General features: G+C 67.6%; 13 protein-coding genes and 1 pseudogene. 3 read left to right on the plus strand and 11 right to left on the minus strand.

The features are described 5' to 3' along the window. Window positions 1-15 precede the first annotated feature (15 nt). The 5 genes from PAM7066_RS07910 to PAM7066_RS07930 form a co-directional block, all read right to left on the minus strand. On the minus strand, window positions 16-1,068 hold the full coding sequence (locus PAM7066_RS07910) for an L-idonate 5-dehydrogenase (protein WP_085853600.1): 1,053 nt from the start codon (window positions 1,066-1,068) through the stop codon (window positions 16-18). A gap of 18 nt (window positions 1,069-1,086) precedes the next feature. Further along, complete coding sequence (locus PAM7066_RS07915) at window positions 1,087-2,364, minus strand: TRAP transporter large permease (protein ID WP_085853601.1); 1,278 nt, start codon at window positions 2,362-2,364, stop codon at window positions 1,087-1,089. A 4-nt stretch (window positions 2,365-2,368) separates the two neighbouring features. Continuing rightward, entirely contained in the window at window positions 2,369-2,881 is a 513-nt protein-coding gene (locus tag PAM7066_RS07920) for a TRAP transporter small permease (protein WP_175484596.1), read from the minus strand. A gap of 69 nt (window positions 2,882-2,950) precedes the next feature. Continuing rightward, window positions 2,951-3,925 carry a TRAP transporter substrate-binding protein gene (locus PAM7066_RS07925; RefSeq protein ID WP_085853602.1) on the minus strand — a complete coding sequence of 325 codons (975 nt, stop codon included), beginning with the start codon at window positions 3,923-3,925 and terminating at the stop codon, window positions 2,951-2,953. Then, window positions 3,922-4,668, minus strand: coding sequence for a GntR family transcriptional regulator (locus PAM7066_RS07930; RefSeq protein ID WP_085853603.1), 747 nt, complete (start codon window positions 4,666-4,668; stop codon window positions 3,922-3,924). Before PAM7066_RS07930 ends, PAM7066_RS07925 begins: the two co-directional genes overlap by 4 nt. 84 nt (window positions 4,669-4,752) lie before the next feature. Here PAM7066_RS07930 and uxuA point away from each other — a divergent pair, with 84 nt between their 5' ends. From uxuA to ypfJ, 3 genes are all read left to right on the plus strand, one after another. Then, window positions 4,753-5,964, plus strand: a complete 1,212-nt coding sequence (gene uxuA / locus PAM7066_RS07935; protein WP_085853604.1) for a mannonate dehydratase — start codon at window positions 4,753-4,755, stop codon at window positions 5,962-5,964. After that, complete coding sequence (locus PAM7066_RS07940; RefSeq protein ID WP_085853605.1) at window positions 5,961-7,424, plus strand: mannitol dehydrogenase family protein; 1,464 nt, start codon at window positions 5,961-5,963, stop codon at window positions 7,422-7,424. The genes uxuA and PAM7066_RS07940 overlap by 4 nt, the downstream gene beginning before the upstream one ends. A 152-nt stretch (window positions 7,425-7,576) precedes the next feature. Continuing rightward, a complete protein-coding gene (gene ypfJ, locus PAM7066_RS07945; RefSeq protein ID WP_085853606.1) occupies window positions 7,577-8,422 on the plus strand; it encodes a KPN_02809 family neutral zinc metallopeptidase in 846 nt (281 codons plus the stop codon). A gap of 59 nt (window positions 8,423-8,481) precedes the next feature. On the opposite strand, the gene PAM7066_RS07950 is transcribed toward ypfJ, so the two are convergent. The 6 genes and pseudogenes from PAM7066_RS07950 to PAM7066_RS19165 all read right to left on the minus strand — a co-directional run. Further along, entirely contained in the window at window positions 8,482-11,085 is a 2,604-nt protein-coding gene (locus PAM7066_RS07950; protein WP_085853607.1) for a nitrate reductase, read from the minus strand. Between the two features lie 117 nt (window positions 11,086-11,202). Continuing rightward, window positions 11,203-12,870, minus strand: coding sequence for an ABC transporter ATP-binding protein (locus PAM7066_RS07955; protein ID WP_085853608.1), 1,668 nt, complete (start codon window positions 12,868-12,870; stop codon window positions 11,203-11,205). 5 nt (window positions 12,871-12,875) lie between these two features. Further along, window positions 12,876-13,958: an ABC transporter permease gene (locus PAM7066_RS07960; RefSeq protein ID WP_085853609.1), complete on the minus strand. Its 1,083-nt coding sequence runs from the start codon at window positions 13,956-13,958 to the stop codon at window positions 12,876-12,878. Between the two features lie 100 nt (window positions 13,959-14,058). Further along, window positions 14,059-15,423, minus strand: coding sequence for a CmpA/NrtA family ABC transporter substrate-binding protein (locus PAM7066_RS07965; protein ID WP_085853610.1), 1,365 nt, complete (start codon window positions 15,421-15,423; stop codon window positions 14,059-14,061). Between the two features lie 401 nt (window positions 15,424-15,824). Further along, window positions 15,825-17,489, minus strand: coding sequence for a phospholipase D-like domain-containing protein (locus PAM7066_RS07970; RefSeq protein WP_085853611.1), 1,665 nt, complete (start codon window positions 17,487-17,489; stop codon window positions 15,825-15,827). 798 nt (window positions 17,490-18,287) lie between these two features. After that, window positions 18,288-18,480, minus strand: a pseudogene (locus PAM7066_RS19165) (IS3 family transposase); the annotation flags it as partial.

Raw genomic sequence — 18,480 nt, forward strand, 5'->3', positions numbered from 1 at the left:
CGACAGGCGCCAACCTCAGGTGCGGTCGAAGTGTAGGTGGACCTTGACCGAGCGGGTGCGGTCGGCAGCAGCAACGAAGGCGGCCTCGGCCTCTTCCACCGGCCAGGACCCGGTGATGGCGGGGCGCACGTCGATCCGCCGAGATCCGATGGCCTCGGCGGCTTCGGCAAATTCCCGATCGAAGCGGAACGAGCCCTGGAACGTGATCTCCTTCCCCACCAGCAGGTTCAGCGGAACCACCGTCGGTCCGGCCGATCCGACCTGGATCAGGTGCCCGCGCGGGCGCAGGCACTCGACCGCCTGCGCGATGGCGGGTGCGGCGGCGGAGCATTCGAAGACCAGGTCGAACTGCCCCTTCCCGTCCTTCCATGGGTCGAGCCCCGACGGATCCGCGGCCACGTTGACCGTGCGATGCGCGCCCATCCTCCGCGCGACCTCCAGCGGCAGGTCCTGCAGGTCGGTCGTCACGACCTCGGCCGCGCCCTGCGCCGCCGCGACCGCCGTGGCAAGCGCGCCGATCGGTCCGGCGCCGGTAACGAGGACCCGCTTTCCTGCGAGGTCACCGGCCATGCGGGCGGCGTGAAGGCAGACAGCCAGCGGCTCTGCGCAGGCGGCCTCTGCCACCGTGAGGTTCCCCGGCAGGCGGTGGCACTGGCCCGCGCCCACCGTGACACGCTCGCGAAAGAGGCCCTGCGCGTGTGGAAGATACATGGCCGAACCTAGGAACCTCATGTTGGCGCATTGGTTCGGCAGGCCCTGCCGGCAGAAATCGCACGAGCCGCAGGGGTGGCTGGGGTTCACCGCGACCAGATCGCCCATCGCCACGCCCGTGACCCCCTCGCCCAGCGCCACCACGTGACCGGCCGCTTCATGGCCCAGGATGATCGGCTCTTGCACGCGGATCGTACCGATGCCGCCATCCTGCCAGTAATGCAGATCCGAGCCGCAGATGCCCCCGGCGCCGATGGCGACGGCGACCTCTCCCGGTCCGGGGGCGGTCGCGGCTTGCGTCTCGATGCGCAGGTCGCCCTTGGCGTGAAGGCGGCAGATGCGGATGTCGTCGCTCATGGAAAGTCCAGTTCGGGATCAGTTGGCCACGAGGCGCGGCAGCCAGGTGGACAGGGCCGGGATGTAGCTGACGGCCAGCAGGACGAGGATGTTGGTCGCCAGGAAGGGCAGGATCGCGCGGACCACGGGCGCCAGCGGCAATTGCGCGATACCCGCGCAGACGAAGAGGCAAACGCCCACCGGCGGCGTCGTCAGGCCGATCATCAGGTTCAGCACCGCAAACGTGGCGAAGTGGATCGGGTCGATCCCCACCGCGAAAGCCAACTGCTGCAGCGGCACGAAGAGGATGATGAGCGCGGCGATCGTCTCCATGAACATGCCCACGAACAGCAGGAGCAGGTTGATGATCAGGATCACGAAGAACGGATTGTCCGAGATCGTAAGCACTCCGTCGGCGATGGTCTGCGGGATGCGCTCGGACACGAGGATCCAGCCGAACACGTTGGCAAAGCCCACCAGCGCGAGGATACCGGCCGACGAGATGGCGCTGTCGATCACGATACCGGGGACGGCGCGCCAGGGAAGCTCGCGGTAGATGATGCCGCCCACCAACAGGGCGTAGACGGAGGCGACGATGGCCGTCTCGGTCGGCGTCGCGAGGCCGGACAGGAGCCCGTAGATGATGAGGCCGGTCATCGCCAGCGCCCAGGAAGCCGACCCGAATGACCGCGCGACCTCTCCCCAGCCCTGCCATTCCTGGCGCGGGAAATTCTTGCGACGGGCGATGATGTAGGCGGTCACCATCATGGCAAGGCCCATCAGGATGCCCGGGATCGCGCCGGCCATGAACATCTGCCCGACCGAGATCCCGGCAAGCGAGCCCACGATGATCATCGGCACCGAGGGCGGAATGATCGGCCCCACGGTCGAGGAGGCAGCCGTCACGGCCGCCGAGAAATCCGCCGGATAGCCGGCCTTCTTCATGCCCGGGATCATCACGCTGCCGATCGAGGCGGCATCGGCCACGGCCGTTCCGGTGACGCCGCCGAACAGCATCGAGGCCGCGATATTCGTCAGGCCCAGCCCGCCCCGGACCCAGCCGACAAGCGCCGAGGCGAAGCGGATGATGCGCTGCGTGATCCCGCCGCGATTCATCAGGTTGCCCGCAAGGATGAAGCCCGGGATCGACAGGAGGACGAAGACGTCCATCCCTGCATACATCTTTTGGGGGATCGCGACCGGGTTCAGGCCGGTCACGAAGATATAGGCGAGCGAGGACAGGCCAAGCGTCACCGCAACCGGCACGCCGATGACAAGGCCGGCCACGAAGACCAGGAACAGGATGGTCACGTCCATCGCCTCAGTCCTCCTGCGGCAGGTTGAGGTTGTCGGGGCGGCCATTGGTGGTGCCCGCGATCATGCCGACGACGCGCAGGACCGCGAAGAAGGCCAGAAGCGCGAGCATCAGGAACATGGTGAAATGGACGTAGCTCATCTGAAGACCCAGCGCGGGCGAGGTCTGGAACGTCCCGATCTTCGTGTATTGCCACGCCATCGGCAGCAGGTAGAGCCCCAGGCCGGCGACCAGCGCCGCCGAGATCAGCCTCAGCCACCAGGCGATCCGAGGCGGCATCGACTCGCAGACCACGTCGACGTTCACCAGGTCGCCGGTGCGCAGGGACAGCCCCGCCCCGATCGCGGCCAGGTAGAGAAGGGCGAAGCGGGTCAGCTCTTCGGTCCAGACGGGTGAAGCGCCCGAAAGGCGGCCGGTGACCTGCACGAGGACCGCCACGATCAGCACCAGAAACGAGATGCCGACCAGGACGCGAAAGACCGCGATCACGACATCTTCCAGCAACTGCACGAACCGCATGATCTCTGGCTCCGGGTTTCAGGGGGAGTGAAGGCCGCCGACCCGCACTGCGGTCGGCGGCGCGCAGGCTTATTCCGCCTGCTGGGCGAAGAGCTCTTCCACCGTCGGGCGGATTTCTTCGCTGACGTTGGACAGGACGGCATCGCGGGCGGCTTCGGCGAAGGCGGCGTTGTCGACCTCGACGAAGGTCATGCCCTGCTCTTCCAGGTAGGCGCGGTCGGCCGCGAGGCTTTCCTCGAACAATCCGCGCTCGTATTCCTGCGCGATCTCGGCCGCTTCCTGGATGGCCTGCTGGTCCTCTTCCGAAAGCTGGTTCCAGGTCTGCTCGGCGATCGTGAGGTAGATCCAGGACCGGACGTGATCGGTCATGTTCACATGGCTCTGGACTTCCGAGAAGCTGGCCGACCGGATCAGCGCAAGGGGGTTTTCCTGCGCATCGATGGTCCCGTTCTGCAGCGAGGTGAACACCTCCGAGAACGCCATCGGCGTCGGCTGGGCGCCGAGCGCGGACCAGGTGTCGACGAAAAGCGGCACGTTCGGCACGCGCATCTTCAGCCCATCCAGGTCCTCGGGCGTCTCGATCGCGCGGTTCGCGGTCAGCTCGCGCGGGCCGCGGGCGAAATAGGTCAGCGGCCGGATCTGTGCGTTTTCGATGATCTGCTGCTCGATTTCGTCGCCGATCTCGCCGCTTGCGACCTCGTCCATCTGCTCGAGCGAGCTGTAGGCGTAGGGAACGGCCAGGAGCGCGGCCTTCGGCGCCCAGTTCTGCAGCGATTCACCGGTGATCGTCATGTCCACGGTGCCAAGCTGCATGCCGTTGATCAGGTCGATCTCCTTGCCGAGCGACTCGTTCGGGAAGACCTCGACGGCGATGCGACCCTCCGTCAGGCGCTCGACCTCTTCGGCAAAGCGGACGGAGGCCTGGTGCCACGAGTTTTCCTCGTTCGCGAGGTGGCCAAGCTGGAGCGTACGCTCCTGCGCGGAAAGCGGTCCTGCCAGGGTGGCAAGGGCCGCGACGGTGGCGAGCGTTCTGGTGATGGTCATTCGTGGTCTCCTCCATTCAGTCTTACGACCCGCTCCTCCGCACCGTCGGGGACGGCGTCGAAGAAGTCGGGATTCTCTTGCGCGATGAGCGGCAGGTCGCTCAGGACCTCCCGCAGGTGCAGGCGCAGCGCGGTTTCGGCCGAGGCGACGTCGCCCCTGGCGATGCCCTCGACGATGGCCGCGTGCTGGTCGATCAGCTTGCGCACGGGGAAATGGCCCAGCGACAGGAACCGCACGCGGTCCATCTGCGACTTGAGCCCCTGCACGCGCTGCCAGATCCCGTCCTTGGCGGCGGACCGGGCCAGAGCGCGGTGGAAGGCCTCGTCTGCCCTGATGAAGTCGAACGGATCGCCCTCGGCCATGCGGTGCTGCTGGTCGATGAGGTCACGCAGCTCCGCGACGGATGCCGAGTCCGGGCGCTCGGCCAGAAGCCGGACGATGTCGGCCTCGATCGCCTCGCGGATAAAGCGGGACTCGCGCACGGCCGTCAGCCCGATCCTGCGGATGCGCGTGCCGCGCTGGGGCAGGATGGCGATCAGCCCCTCGTCCGAGAGGCGGATGAAGGCCTCGCGCACCGGCTGCCGACTGACGCCGTACTGCGCCGCGATCTCGGATTCCGAGATCTTTCGTCCGGGCTGCAGGTCATTGCGGACGATGCGTTCGCGCAGGACGCGGCGAAGCTGCGGCGCGATGGGCCGCGTCTGGTCGATCTCCCAGATCCTGTCCGCCTGCTCGATCAGCATCGATTCGTCCTCCCTGACGGGTTGCTACCATACTGCCATACAAGTATGCAATATAGGTGAGATTTTAGGGAATCGGAGGACGGCATGCGCGAAACCTGGAGATGGTTCGGCCCCAAGGATCTGGTGAGCATCGACGACGTGCGCGAGGCCGGCGCGAAAGGCATCGTCACCGCCCTGCACCACGTCCCCACCGGCGACGTCTGGACACGCGAGGCGATCGCCACCCGCAAGGCCGAGGTCGCGCGGCGCCGCGATGGCCGTCCGTCGGGGCTGGAATGGGACGTGGTGGAAAGCCTTCCCGTCTCCGAAGAGATCAAGACCCGCTCGGGCGCGTGGCGGGCGCATGTGGACGCCTATATCGACAGTCTGCGCAACCTCTCGGCCGAGGGGATCGAGACGGTCTGCTACAACTTCATGCCGGTCCTCGACTGGACCCGCACCGACCTTGCCTACGAGGTCGAAACCGGCGCCACCTGCATGCGCTTCGACCTCGCCGATTTCGCCGCCTTCGACCTGTTCATCCTGGAGCGCGAGACAGCCGCCCGGGATTTCGACGCCGAGCTGACGGACGAGGCCCGTCGCCGGTTCGACGCAATGTCCCCTGAAGCTCGCGAGGCGATGGCCCGCAACGTGGTCTTCGGCCTGCCGGGTGCGGCCGAGTCGTTCACGCTCGAGGATGTCCGCGCGCTTCTGCGCGACTACGCCCAGATCGGGCCGGACACGCTGCGCGGCAACCTGGTCGACTTCCTGAACGAGGTTGCGCCCGTCGCCGAGGATCTGGGGATGCGCCTGTGCTGCCACCCCGACGACCCGCCCTTCCCGCTTCTCGGCCTGCCGCGCATCATGTCGACCGAGGCCGACTACGCCGCCCTGATGGAGGCGGTGCCGAGCGCCGCCTCGGGGATCACTTTCTGCACCGGATCGCTCGGCGCGCGGGGTGACAACGACTTGCCCGGCATGATCGACCGACTGGGCGACCGCATCCCTTTCCTCCACCTGCGCAACGTGAAACGCGAGGGCGCCGACATCCGCGGGTCATTCTACGAGGCCGAGCATCTGGGCGGCGATACCGACATGGTGGCCGTCATCGCCGCCGTCCTGCGCGAGGAACGCCGGCGGCGCGAGGCCGGACGCACCGACGCGTCGATCCCGTTCCGGCCGGATCACGGGCAGGACATCCTCGACGACAAGACCCGTAAGGCGCAGCCTGGCTATCCCGCGATCGGGCGGCTGAAGGGACTTGCCGAGCTGCGCGGCGTGATCGCCGCCCTCAGCCATGAAAGCGTGACCCCATGACCAGATTGTCGAGCCTTCAGGACGTTCCCGGCGGGGTCGCGACCCCGGCATATGATCGCGACGCGCATGGCACGGGGATCGTGCATCTGGGCCTCGGCGCGTTCCACAAGGCGCATCAGGCGGTCTACACCGACGACGCGCTGAAGGCCGAGGGCGGCGACTGGCGCATCGTCGCGGTCAGCCTGCGCTCGGCCGGGGCGGTGGAAGAGTTGCGCCCGCAGAACGGCATGTTCACCGTGATCTCCGCCGGAGCCGAGGGCACCTCCGCCCGCGTGATCGGCTCCATTGCGACGGCGCTGGCCCACGCCCATGGCGACGATGCGGCGGTGCGCGCTGCACTGGCCGACCCCGCCACGCGCATCGTGACGATCACGGTGACCGAGAAAGGCTATGGTATCGACCGCGCCACCGGCGGCGCCGACCCCTCGCATCCGGCCATCGCGCATGACCTCGACCACCCCGACGCGCCCACCGGCCTCGCAGGGCTTCTGGTCCAGGCGCTGGCCGCACGACGCGCGGCGGGCACCCCGCCCTTCACGGTGCTCAGCTGCGACAACCTGCCTGGCAACGGAGAGCTGACGCGCGGGCTGATCCTGGACTTCGCCAACCGAACCGACCCCGACCTGCGGGACTGGATCGCGAGCGAGGTCGCCTTCCCCTCGTCGATGGTGGACCGCATCACGCCAGCCCCCGGGGACGATCTATCCGGCAAGGTGCGCGAGATCCTCGGCTGCGAGGACTACGCCGCGATCGAAACCGAGACGTTCTCGCAGTGGGTGATCGAGGACCGCTTCCCCACCGGCCGCCCGGCTTGGGAAGCGGGCGGAGCGCTCTTCGTGGAGGATGTCGCGCCCTACGAGAAGATGAAGTTGCGGATGCTGAACGGCACCCATTCCATGCTGGCCTATGCCGGGTTCCTGTCGGGGAAGCGCCATGTGCGCGATGTCATGCAAGACCCCGCCCTCGCCGCGCTGGTGCGGCGGCATCTTCGCGCGGCGGCACGGACGCTCGATCCGCTCGAGGGGATCGACCTTGGCGCCTATGCCGAGGACCTCGCCCGCCGGTTCGAAAACCCGAACCTCGCGCACGAGACCTACCAGATCGCCATGGACGGTACCGAGAAACTGCCCCAGCGCATCTTCGCCCCGGCCGTGGACGCGCTCTCGGCAGGGCATGATATCCGCCCCTTCTCGTTCGCGACGGCAGCCTGGATGCGCTATTGCCTGGGCCACCGCGACGACGGGTCGACCCACACGCTCCGCGACCCCCGCGAAGACGAAATCGCGGCCCGGATCGCCGGCGCGAACGACGCCGACGCGATCGTGGTGGCCCTGTTCGGCCTGCCCAACCTCGTCCCCGACGCTTTGCGCCAGGAGGGCCCGCTCCGGAAAGAAGTGACGGAGGTCCTTCGAGAGATGCTCTCCACGTCCGTCGCCAAAGTTCTCGCCCAAGAGGGATGAAGAACGACAGACGGACCGCGGGCCAGGAACGACTGGTGCGCCTCTGCGAGACCAGGGGCCGCCGCCATCGGACACATGTCCGCGGTCGGGGAACCCGTACGAGGATGTGCCTCTTCAGCTAGAACGCCGGTGGATGAGACAGGGTGGTTCGAATGCGTTTGAGACGTGCGAGACGTAGTGGGAATGTCATAGATCGCCGCGGTCGTGGTGGCGGGAAGGCCGTGGTCGGCGGCATCGGCGGCCTGGGATTCGTCGCGATCGTCGTGGTCAGCTGGGCGCTTGGTGTCGATCCGAGGCCGCTTCTCGATATCGCCAACCAGTCGGGGAGCACGTCGCAACCGCGCGAGCTGACCCCGGCCGAACAGGACGCCGGCGATTTCGCGGCGCGGGTTCTGGCCACAACCGAAGACGTATGGTCCCGGGAGTTTCCCGAACAGATCGGAGAGCCCTACGAGGTGCCCGAGCTGGTCCTGTTCTCGGGCACCGTGCAGTCCCAATGCGGCGGCGCGTCGGCGGCGACGGGACCGTTCTACTGTCCGGCGGACCAGCGCGCCTATCTCGACACCGAATTCTTCGCGACCCTCGAGCAGAACCTGGGCGCCGAAGGCGATTTTGCCGCGGCATATGTCATCGCGCACGAGGTCGGTCATCACGTGCAGAACCAGCTCGGGATCCTCGGCGACGTCCATGCCCGCAAGCAAGGCGCAAGCCAATCCGACGCGAACGCGCTGCAGGTCAGGGTCGAGCTGATGGCCGACTGCTTTTCCGGCGTATGGGCGCGGGGCGTGGAAGGCCTGCTGGAGCCGGGCGACATCGAAGAAGCGATCAACGCCGCGCAGCGGATCGGCGACGACTACCTGCAAAAGCGCGCGGGTAAGGCAGTGACCCCCCACACGTTCACCCACGGCACGTCAGAGCAGCGCGCCCGCTGGTTCGAGAACGGCTACCGCACCGGAGACGTGGCCGACTGCGACACGTTCGCGGCAAGCACGCTCTGAGCACTTTCGCCAGTGCATGGCAGGGGCGCGTCATCTACATCCGACGTCCGCTGACCGGCTCATTCGGCGGCCTCGCTGGTGGTGGTTGCGACGATCAGGGCCGCGATCTCGGGACGGCACGATCCGCAATTCGTTCCGGCGGACAGGGCCCGGCCGATCGCCTCGACCGACAGAAGCCCCTCGCGCTCGATCGCGGTCAGGATCGTGTTCACTCCGACGCCGAAACACGCGCAGAGGGTCGGCCCTGGATCTGGCCGATCGGCAGAGGCGCGGCCGGTGATCGCGTCCTCGCCCGGCATGGTCACGAGGTAATCCCGCATGAGGCCGATGGGTTCAGGCGCGACGAAGAGCGCCGCCAGTAGCCGCCCGCCCTCGTGGAAGGCGATGCGCGCGACGCCGCGGGTGGGGTCGGCCATCACCTGCGCCTCGGCTTCGGGCAGACCGAAGAGGCCCCGCGCCTCGGCCTCCCAATCCTGCGGGGCTTGGCGGCCTGCCAGTTCCATCCGCCAGCCGGCCTCGCTGCGGGCGGTGGCCCAGTAGTCGGCGGTGGCGCGGATCGGGCTGCGCGAGACGGCGAAGCCGAACCAGTCGGCCTCGAAGGGGCGCGCGGCGCAGACGGCGGCCTTGCTTTCGGGCTGCCCGGAAACGGGATCGACGCAGGCGGCGACCAGGGCGTCGATCCGACCCGTGGGGGCGGTCTCGCCCGTCCAGTGGATCGGCGCGAACAGGGTGCCGGGCTGGACGCGCGCGGTCACCGTCGCGCGGAGAATGGCCGTGCCGGTCGGGCTGGTCAGTTCTACCAGGCGATCGGGCGCGATGCCAAGTCGGGTGGCATCGTCGGGATGGATCTCGACGAAGGGCTCGGCGAGGTGGCTCGACAGGCGGGGGGCGCGGCCGCTGCGCGTCATGGTGTGCCACTGGTCGCGGATGCGGCCGGTGTTCAGGCGGAACGGGAAGCGCGGCGCGCGGCGCGCCTCGGGGGCGCGCCATTCGACCGGGACCATGGCGACCCGGCCGCCGGGGCGGAAGGAGCGGCCGTCGGCAAAGAAGCGCCCGCCTTGCCGCGCGGCGACGGGCCAGCGCGTAGGCTCCATCGCCGCGTAGCCCTCGTCGTTCAGGTCGGCGAGGCCCGAGATGTCGAAATCCAGCCCGAAGCCGCCGGCGATCCCCGACAAGGCGGCGTGTTCGCGGAAGATCTCGGCCGGGGACTGGTAATCGAACGCGGCTCGCCAGCCCATGCGGCGGGCGACCTGCGTGATGTGCCACCAGTCGGGGCGCGCCTCGCCCGGCGGGGGCAGCGCGGCACGCTGACGCGAGATCGTCCGGTCGGAGTTGGTGACGGTCCCGTCCTTCTCGGCCCAGGCGGAGGCGGGCAGCAGGACGTCGGCCAGCCGCGCGGTGTCCGTCTCGGCCGTGATGTCCGAGACGATGGTGAAGTCGCAGGAAGCGATCGCGTCGCGCACGGCATCGGCTTCGGGCAGGGTCACGGCGGGGTTCGTGTGCATGATCCACAGCGCCTTGATCCGCCCGTCGGCCACGGCGCGGAACATCTCGACCGCCTTGAGGCCGGGCCGCTTGGCCAGCCGGGGGGCATCCCAGAAGGCGCCCACGGCAGCGCGGTGCGCCAGGTTGTCGAGGTCCATGTGCGCGGCCAGCATGTTCGCCAGCCCGCCGACCTCGCGCCCGCCCATGGCATTGGGCTGGCCCGTAACGCTGAACGGGCCCATGCCGGGCCGCCCGATCCGTCCCGTGGCGATGTGACAGTTGAGGATCGCGTTCACCTTGTCCGTTCCCGCGCTGGACTGGTTCACGCCCTGGCTGAAGACGGTCACGACCCTCTCGTGCCCGATCCAGAGGCGGCAGAACTGCTCGATGAGTTCCGCATCCAGTCCCGTCGGCTCAGCCGAGGCAGCGCGGGCGGCTGCGAGCGTGGCTTCCGCCCCTTCGACCTGGCGCAGGTATCCCGCGTCCAGCGCTCCGGCGTGGTCGATCTCGGCCAGCAGGCGGTTGAACAGCGCCACGTCCGATCCGATCCGCAGCGGCAGATGCAGATCGGCGCCGTCGCAGGTGGCGGTGACGCGCGGGTCCACGACGACGATCTTCGTCCCGCGCTTCGCCTTCGCATCGTGCACCCGGCGGTGCAGGATCGGGTGGCACCACGCGAGGTTCGAGCCGACGAGCACCACGAGGTCTGCCTCGTCCAGATCGTCGTACGTGCCGGGCACGGTGTCGGTGCCGAAGGCACGCTTGTGGCCCGCCACGGTCGAGGCCATGCAGAGCCGCGAGTTGGTGTCGATGTTGGCGGTGCCGAGGAAGCCCTTCATGAACTTGTTGGCGACGTAGTAATCCTCGGTCAGCATCTGGCCTGAAGCGTAGAAGGCGACGCTGTCGGGGCCGTGCCGCGCGATGGTGCGGGCAAAGCGGTCGGCCACATGATCGAGCGCCTCGTCCCATCCCGCCGCGCGGCCGCCGATCCGCGGGGCCAGGAGCCGCCCCTCCAGCCCCACCGTCTGCGCCAGCGCCGAGCCCTTGGAACAGAGCCGCCCGCGATTGGCCGGATGCTCCGGGTCGCCCTTGACGGTCAACCCCCCCTGCCCTTCCGAAGACAGCAGGACACCGCAGCCGACGCCGCAATAGGGACAGGTGGAACGGGTCTTGGTCATCGGGCGCCGCCTTTCCTGTCGGGCGTCATGCAAATGCCCGAAGATTTCGGCGGCGTCGGGCACGGTCGCCCCGTGCTGGCCGCGGGAACCGTCGATGACGAGGTTCGGGTCATTGGCTCACTCCGCTGCGATGGCGGTTGGTTTCGCTTTCGGCTTGGCTCCGTGTTCGTATTCCTCGAGGAAATCGAGCACCTCCTGCCGGTAGGCGTAGTAGTCGGGGTGTTCGAGAAGCGCCTTCCGGGTGCGCGGGCGCGGCAGGTTTACGTCGACGATCTTGCCGATGGTGGCCTGCGGGCCGTTGGTCATCATCACCACGCGGTCGGCGAGCAGGATCGCCTCGTCCACGTCATGGGTGACGCAGATCGCGGTGACGCGGGTCTGGGCCCAGACCTCCATCAGGACCTCCTGCAGCTCCCAGCGGGTCAGGCTGTCGAGCATCCCGAACGGCTCGTCGAGCAGCAGCAGCTTGGGGGAAAGGGCGAAGGCGCGGGCGATGCCGACGCGCTGCTTCATGCCGTTCGACAGGTCGGCGGCGGGCTTGTCCATCGCGTGGGCCAAGCCGACCTTTTCGAGGTAATACTCGACCACGTCCTGCCGCTCGGCCCGGCTGGCGCGGGGGTAGACGCGGTCGACGCCGACGCTGACGTTCTCCTTCGCCGTCAGCCACGGGAAGAGCGACGGCGACTGGAAGACGACGGCGCGTTCGGGGTCGGCGCCCATGACGTGGCGCCCGTCGAGCTTGATCGCGCCCTTGCTGATCTCGTTGAGGCCTGCGGCCATGGTCAGGACCGTGGACTTGCCGCAGCCAGAATGCCCGATGAGGCTGACAAACTCGCCGCGGTTCATCTTGAGGTCGAAATCCTCGACCACGGTCAGCGGCCCCTTGGGCGTGGGATAGACCTTGTGAAGCTGGCTGAAGTCGAGGAAGCGATCCTCGATCAGCCCCTCCTGAGCGTCCTTCTGCGCCTTGGGCAGGCCGTGGATCGGCGTGACGTTCGGCAGGGTGCGCGTGCCCTCGGCGCGGCCTTCGATGCCGATCTCCATCAGGTATTTCGTGACCTCGCCGCGCAGGCGCTTGAAGCCGTCGTGGTTGTTCATCTCGGTCCGGTCGCGGGGGCGCGGGATGTCGGTGCGGAACTCGCGGCCGAGCGTGCCGTCGGGGGTCAGCACGACGATCCGGTCGGCCAGCACGATGGCCTCGTCCACATCGTTGGTGATCAGGACGCAGGTCTGGCGTTCCTGCTGCCAGATCGCCTCGATCTCGTCGGCGAGGTTGGCGCGAGTCAGCGCGTCTAGGGCCGATAGCGGTTCGTCCAGCAGCAGAACTTCGGGGTTCATGGCCAGCGCGCGAGCGACGTTGACCCGCTGGCGCATGCCCCCCGACAGCTCGGCCGGGCGGCGGTGGGCAGCGTGGGACAGGCCGACCATCTGGACGTAATGGGCGACCTTCGCGTCCTTTTCCTTGGCAGGCATCTTCGGGAACACCGATTCCAGCGCCAGCCGCACGTTGCCCGTCACCGTCAGCCACGGCATCAGCGAGTAGTTCTGGAAGATCACGCCGCGCTCGGGACCGGGGCCGGTGATCGGCTCGCCCTTGAAGGCCACGCGGCCACTGGTGGGCTGCTCGAGCCCCGCCATCAGGTTGATCAGCGTCGTCTTGCCAGTGCCCGAGAAGCCCAGCAGGACGAGGAACTCCCCTTCCTGCACCTCGAGGTCGATGCCGTTCAGCACCGGGGCGTTGTCGCCGTAGCCCATGGAAACATTGTCGAATTTTAGGATGGACATGGCGCTCACCTCTGGTTCGTGAAGGTGAAGGCGGCCTGGATCGCGAACATCAGCCGGTCCAGAAGGAAGCCGATGATGCCGATGGTGAACACGGCCACCATGATCCGCGCGAGGCTCGAGGAGCTGCCGTTCTGGAACTCGTCCCAGACGAACTTGCCGAGGCCGGGGTTCTGCGCCAGCATCTCGGCCGCGATCAGGACCATCCAGCCGACGCCCAGCGACAGGCGCAGCCCGGTAAAGATCAGTGGCATGGCCGAGGGCAGTACCAGCTTGGTGATCTTGGTGCGGGTGGTCATCTTCAGCACGCGGGAGACGTTCACCAGATCCTTGTCGATCGAGGCCACGCCAAGGGACGTGTTGATGAGCGTTGGCCACAGCGAACAGAGCGTCACGGTGATCGCCGACACCAGGAACGACTTGGCAAAGAGCCCGTCATTGGTGGCGTAAACGGCCGAGACGATCATTGTGACGATGGGCAACCACGCCAGCGGGCTGACCGGCTTGAAGATCTGGATGATCGGGTTCAGCGCCGCGTTCGCCGTCTGACTGAGGCCGGCGAGGATGCCCAGCGGAACGGCGATGGCCGTGGCGATCAGGAAGCCGAAGAACACCGTGACGATCGAGGTGCGGATCTGCTGGTAGTAGGACGGCGCGCCGGTGAAGCCGACCGCCTGGACCTCGTCCGCGCGGCCGGCCTCAATCAGCTGTTGATTGCGTTGGTCGACCATCGTTTCGAACTGGGCGCGGCGTTCGCCGGTGCGCACGGCGTCCTCGTGCAGGCCGACCGCCTCGGACCAGACCTGCGCGGGGCCGGGAACGGCGCCGAGCGAGGTCTGCACCTGCGGCGCCAGCACCGCCCAAAGCGTCAGGAAGCCCGCCATCGCCAGAAGCGGGACGCCCAGAAGCTTCCAGATTTCAGAGGCTTGTGCGCGAGGGTTGTCACCGGCGGCAGCGCGCAGGACGGGCGTCAGCCACGCCAACCCCAGCACCCGGAGCCACGCGTCGGCCTTGTTGATGCGGGTGAACCACTGGGCACGGCGCGCTTCGCGGTGCTCGGCTTCGATCGCGTTTGGGTCGACTGCGGTCATGATGCGTTCCCGAAAAGTGCTGTAGGAGGTCCGTGAGAGCCCCGTAGGAGATCTGTAGGAGGTTCGTGGGAGGGGGCCGAAGCGGCCGGCCCCCGCAGGGTCAGCCCTGGACTTCGCTGCCGACGACCTTCTGGTCGCCCTTCAGACCGATCGGCAGGCTGTCGAGATAGGCGTTGGGATTGCGGCCGTCGTAGGGGATGCCGTCGATGATGTCGGCGGCGGGGGTCGGCGTCTTGTAGCCGTCGGTCTCCCACGGGAAGCCGTCCTCGGGGGCGAGGCCGTCCTCGACCAGCGAGCGCGCGGCGTCGAGGTAAATGTCCGGGCGATAGACCCTTTCGGCCACGTCGAAGAACCACTGGTCGTCCTTGGCCTCGGGGATCTGGCCCCAGCGGCGCATCTGGGTCAGGTACCAGACCGCGTCCGAGTAGTAGGGATAGGTCGCGTTGTAGCGGAAGAAGACGTTGAAGTCGGGGACCTCGCGGACATCGCCCTTCTCGTACTCGAAGGTGCCGGTCATCGAGTTGGCGATGACCTCTTCATCCGCACCGACATATTGCGAGCGCGAGAGGATCTCGACCGCCTCTTCGCGGTTGGCGTTGTCGTTCTCGTCCAGCCAGATCGCGGCGCGGATCAGGGCGCGTGTCAGCGCCTTGGTGGTGTTCGGGTTGTCCTCGATGAAGTCGGCGGTGAGGCCGAAGACCTTTTCGGGGTTGTTCTTCCAGATCTCGTAGTCGGTGACGACCGGCACGCCGATGCCCTTGAAGACCGCCTGCTGGTTCCAGGGCTCGCCCACCGAATAGCCGTGGATCGTCCCGGCTTCGAGCGTGGCGGGCATCTGCGGCGGGGGCGTGACCGACAGCAGCACGTCGGCGTCGATCTGGCCCGTCGCGTCGCCGTCGCCGTAGAATCCGGGGTTCAGGCCGCCTGCGGCGAGCCAGTAGCGCAGCTCGTAATTGTGGGTCGAGACGGGGAAGACCATGCCCATCTTGAAGGCCTCGCCGTTCGCGTTGAAATCGTCGACCACGGAGGCAAGGGCAGAGGCGCTGATCGGGTGCTGGGGCAGGCCGTCGGCGTTTTCGGGAATGTTCGGCTTCATCATCTCCCAGACCTCGTTCGAGACGGTGATGCCGTTGCCGTTGAGGTCCATGGAGAAGGGCGTGACGATATGCGCCTCGGTGCCGTAACCGATGGTGGCGGCCAGCGGCTGACCGGCCAGCATGTGCGCGCCGTCGAGCGTGCCGTCGATCACCCCGTCCAGCAGCACCTTCCAGTTGGCCTGCGCCTCGAGCGTGACGAAGAGGCCCTCGCCGAGGAAATAGCCCTGCTCGTAGGCGACCGCGAGGGGGGCCATGTCGGTCAGCTTGATGAAGCCGAAGGTGAGTTCGAACTTTTCGAGGTCGAGCATCTGGGCCAGCGCGGGGCTGGCGATGGTCGAGGCCGCGAGGCCGAGGAGGATGCGTTTCATGCGTCGGTCCTGTGTGCTGGCCGGGAAACCCCGGCCGAAGAACGAAAAAAAGCCGCCGACATGCACCGCCCGGGAGGAGGAGGAGGCATGTCGAGCGGCTTTGCTCATCGTCCCGATCGTTCGGGGTGATATGTCTTGGCGGGCGTCATTGCCTGCCGACCGGTTTACCTTGGGGCGGGTGGATTGCGCCTGTGAAGGGGTTTTGGTGCCTTTCGTCCCCTGCCCCGCTGCAATGCAGCACAAAGCGGCGGGCTTGCTGGTTTCCTGTGCGGTCCGCGAACGCCGGATTGCGGATTACGCCCCCGAAGCGTCCCGGCGAGCGCCCTGCCCGGCGCTTTCGCGGAGCTGCCGAATCCCGGCACAGGCGGTCCTGCGATGCTTGATCGGGTGGCGCGCCGTCGTCAGCCTTGCGGCTGGCGCGGCACCGGTGGGCGGAAGGTCCGGTCCGTGGCGATGGCGGGTGCCGCGAGGGGTCTCCGCCGGGAGCGTAAGACCCGGTTTCCGACCCAGAGCCCAAGCCCGGCGACTCCTGCCGCCAGGAGGATCGCGGCGAGGCCGGCTGCCTCCAGCTGATAGGGCTCAGCGGCGCGCTTGGCGGTGTGCTTGACGCGTTCCTTCGGGCGGATGCGGTTGCGGGGCCAATAGCGCGGATCGAAGATTCGGCTGTCCGCCAGCATCCGCTCCAGCGGATCGAGCGGTTGCGCCTCGATCGGGTGCAGGCTCCGGCCCTCGGACGTCCGCAGCGCCTCGATCGCCCGGGCGAGCGATCCATGCTCGTCCCATGCCGCCCGCACCGCGTCGGGATCGCTGCCCAGGTGCTCGGACAGCAACGACAGTGTGAAGTTGCGGATCAGGGTGCGTTCCGCATCGGAAGCGGCCTCGATGGCGACGTCGCATTCCGTGTCGAAGCCCATGGAGCGGTTGTCGATATTGCTCGACCCGATCTTGAGAAACCGATCGTCGACGACGAACACCTTGGCATGGACGTAGATCGGCGTGCCTTCCGCATTCACCGGATGAACGATCGAGAACCGCCCGCCGCCGCCACGCGCGTCCGCTTCGCGCAGGCGCTCGATCATGCGCGAGCGGACCGAGTGCATCGCCTCGTCCTCGAGGAAGCTCTGGGCCGACTGCGGATTGACGATCACGATCTCGGGGCCGTCCGGCTCGGCCAACCGCGCCTCCATCGCCTCGCAGAGCGAGCCGGCGGCCAGATACTGGCTTTCGACGTAGATCGTGCGACGGGCGGCACGAATGGCGGCGAGGTACAGTTCCTCGATCTCGTTCACCAGTTCCGTGCCGTGATAGCGCGGCTCGGTGCGCGAGATGCCGATCTCGACATTGCGGAAGTCCGGCTCCAGGTCATCCGGCCAGGACGGGGGGTTCCCGGCTTTCGGGACGGGCAACTCGTCGCCGGTGGCCGCGTACCAGCGCTTCCGCGCCAGATCGCCGAGCGCTCCGGCCACCGGCCCCTCCAGCGCGGTGGTGACGTCGTGCCAGGGCTGGTGCAGCGAACCGTCCGGGTCTGCCCGGCGCTCGTCCCCCGGAGCGTGGTCGCGCGTGTCCCACCGCCCGGTGGTCACGTCGATCCCGCCGCAGAAGGCAAGATAGTCGTCGATCACCACGATCTTCTGGTGATGGCAGGCACCCACCGGATGATGGCTGTCGAGGGCGAAGTGGATGCGCTCGGAGGCGAGCTTGAGGCTCAGCGTCTCCCAGGCCTGCGTGGCGATCTGGGCGAGCATTGCGGCGTCCCACTTGAGGATGTGCAGGCGCAACTCGGGGCGTCGGTCCACCAGCGCCTTGAGGAAGTCTCCGAGCCGGTTGGGCCAGCCATCGGGTGCATTGCCGTCCTCGTCGCTCTGGCCCGGCACCATATCGATGCGCAGGTCGAAGTCCCAGCCGATCAGGTAGGCGGTCCGCTCGGCGCGGGTCAGCGCGGTGCGCAGGTGCACGAAGTAGTCGGCCGCGTCGACGATCAGCGCGGCACGGTTGGCAGGCGCCACCCGCCAGCACGTCGCACCTGGTCGAAGCACGGCGTCGGTTTGAACGTCGGTCGTCGGCATGGCTGCCTCCGTTATCTCGTGAACCGGCGGCTCGTGCCGCCACTCACGGCAACAACGGCTGCGGCGCGGATCCGATCCGCGGCCGGATCAAACGGCGTCGGTGACCGAAGTTACCGGGAACGGCGTTCGGATGGAAGAACCGAGATCTCGGCCCGGCAGGGAATGTCTCCGACGGCTTCCAGCGAGCACCGGGCCCGATACAGCCTCGCGGACGGAGCACGACTTGAGATCGATGGCGAAGCGGATGACTTTCACCAGTTTCTCACGACCGGGGCTGTGGTTGAATTCAGGGTGACTTCGACGCGACCTGGAACCGGCTCCGTCGCATCGGGGTACCGGCCCTGACCGAGGTCCAGCAAGAGAACGGTGAGAAGTGGGTCCACTTCCGCCTTCCCGACCGGACGATCGCCGAACTCATCGGCGGTATGGGCGCCGCGAGCAGCTGACGCGGTCGAAGCGTCGACAACGAGCGACGACCGTGGAGGCCACCGACCTTTCCCGAAGCGTCGCGGTATTCTCGGCTGACCGCACCCGTCAGGAACGATCGAAGCTCGATCCGCCTCTGACGTCTCCGGCTGATGGCCGGCCAACGAACCTAGCAGCCCTGCATGCCGTGAGGGGACAGTCTCACGACGTAAAGCGCGCTCTTCCGCCTCGGAGATGGAGGCCAATCCGGCAGCCGAGCACCGCGACAAGCAAGAGAACAAGATGTTGGTTTCACTTTCCATGCGAGCCCCTGAGCTTCGCCTGCGCAGGATGAGCTGCTGCCGGTTGATGGACACCGAGCTGAGTTTGCATAGCTCGGACTTCGAACGCCACGGGGCTCAGGTGGCCCGGCTTCGAGTGGCGGCGCCCCCTGATTGCAGAAGCGCTCGATGTCGTCGAACACATCGGCTGGGGCTGCATCGCGGCTGCGGTCGTTTCCATCGCCGAGTTGTCCCGGACGTTGCCGGCCCGGCTCATCGGGCAGATGATACCGTGGGCGAGGAGC

The sequence above is a fragment of the Palleronia marisminoris genome (assembly GCF_900172315.1).
Classification (GTDB): domain Bacteria; phylum Pseudomonadota; class Alphaproteobacteria; order Rhodobacterales; family Rhodobacteraceae; genus Palleronia; species Palleronia marisminoris.

Excerpts from the sequence above, each read along its gene's own strand:
- PAM7066_RS07910 (WP_085853600.1), bottom strand. The coding sequence starts at position 1,068 with ATGAGCGACGACATCCGCATCTGCCGCCTTCACGCCAAGGGCGACCTG.
- PAM7066_RS07915 (WP_085853601.1), bottom strand. The coding sequence starts at position 2,364 with ATGGACGTGACCATCCTGTTCCTGGTCTTCGTGGCCGGCCTTGTCATC.
- PAM7066_RS07920 (WP_175484596.1), bottom strand. The coding sequence starts at position 2,881 with ATGCGGTTCGTGCAGTTGCTGGAAGATGTCGTGATCGCGGTCTTTCGC.
- PAM7066_RS07925 (WP_085853602.1), bottom strand. The coding sequence starts at position 3,925 with ATGACCATCACCAGAACGCTCGCCACCGTCGCGGCCCTTGCCACCCTG.
- PAM7066_RS07930 (WP_085853603.1), bottom strand. The coding sequence starts at position 4,668 with ATGCTGATCGAGCAGGCGGACAGGATCTGGGAGATCGACCAGACGCGG.
- uxuA (WP_085853604.1), top strand. The coding sequence starts at position 4,753 with ATGCGCGAAACCTGGAGATGGTTCGGCCCCAAGGATCTGGTGAGCATC.
- PAM7066_RS07940 (WP_085853605.1), top strand. The coding sequence starts at position 5,961 with ATGACCAGATTGTCGAGCCTTCAGGACGTTCCCGGCGGGGTCGCGACC.
- ypfJ (WP_085853606.1), top strand. The coding sequence starts at position 7,577 with ATGCGTTTGAGACGTGCGAGACGTAGTGGGAATGTCATAGATCGCCGC.
- PAM7066_RS07950 (WP_085853607.1), bottom strand. The coding sequence starts at position 11,085 with ATGACCAAGACCCGTTCCACCTGTCCCTATTGCGGCGTCGGCTGCGGT.
- PAM7066_RS07955 (WP_085853608.1), bottom strand. The coding sequence starts at position 12,870 with ATGTCCATCCTAAAATTCGACAATGTTTCCATGGGCTACGGCGACAAC.
- PAM7066_RS07960 (WP_085853609.1), bottom strand. The coding sequence starts at position 13,958 with ATGACCGCAGTCGACCCAAACGCGATCGAAGCCGAGCACCGCGAAGCG.
- PAM7066_RS07965 (WP_085853610.1), bottom strand. The coding sequence starts at position 15,423 with ATGAAACGCATCCTCCTCGGCCTCGCGGCCTCGACCATCGCCAGCCCC.
- PAM7066_RS07970 (WP_085853611.1), bottom strand. The coding sequence starts at position 17,489 with ATGCCGACGACCGACGTTCAAACCGACGCCGTGCTTCGACCAGGTGCG.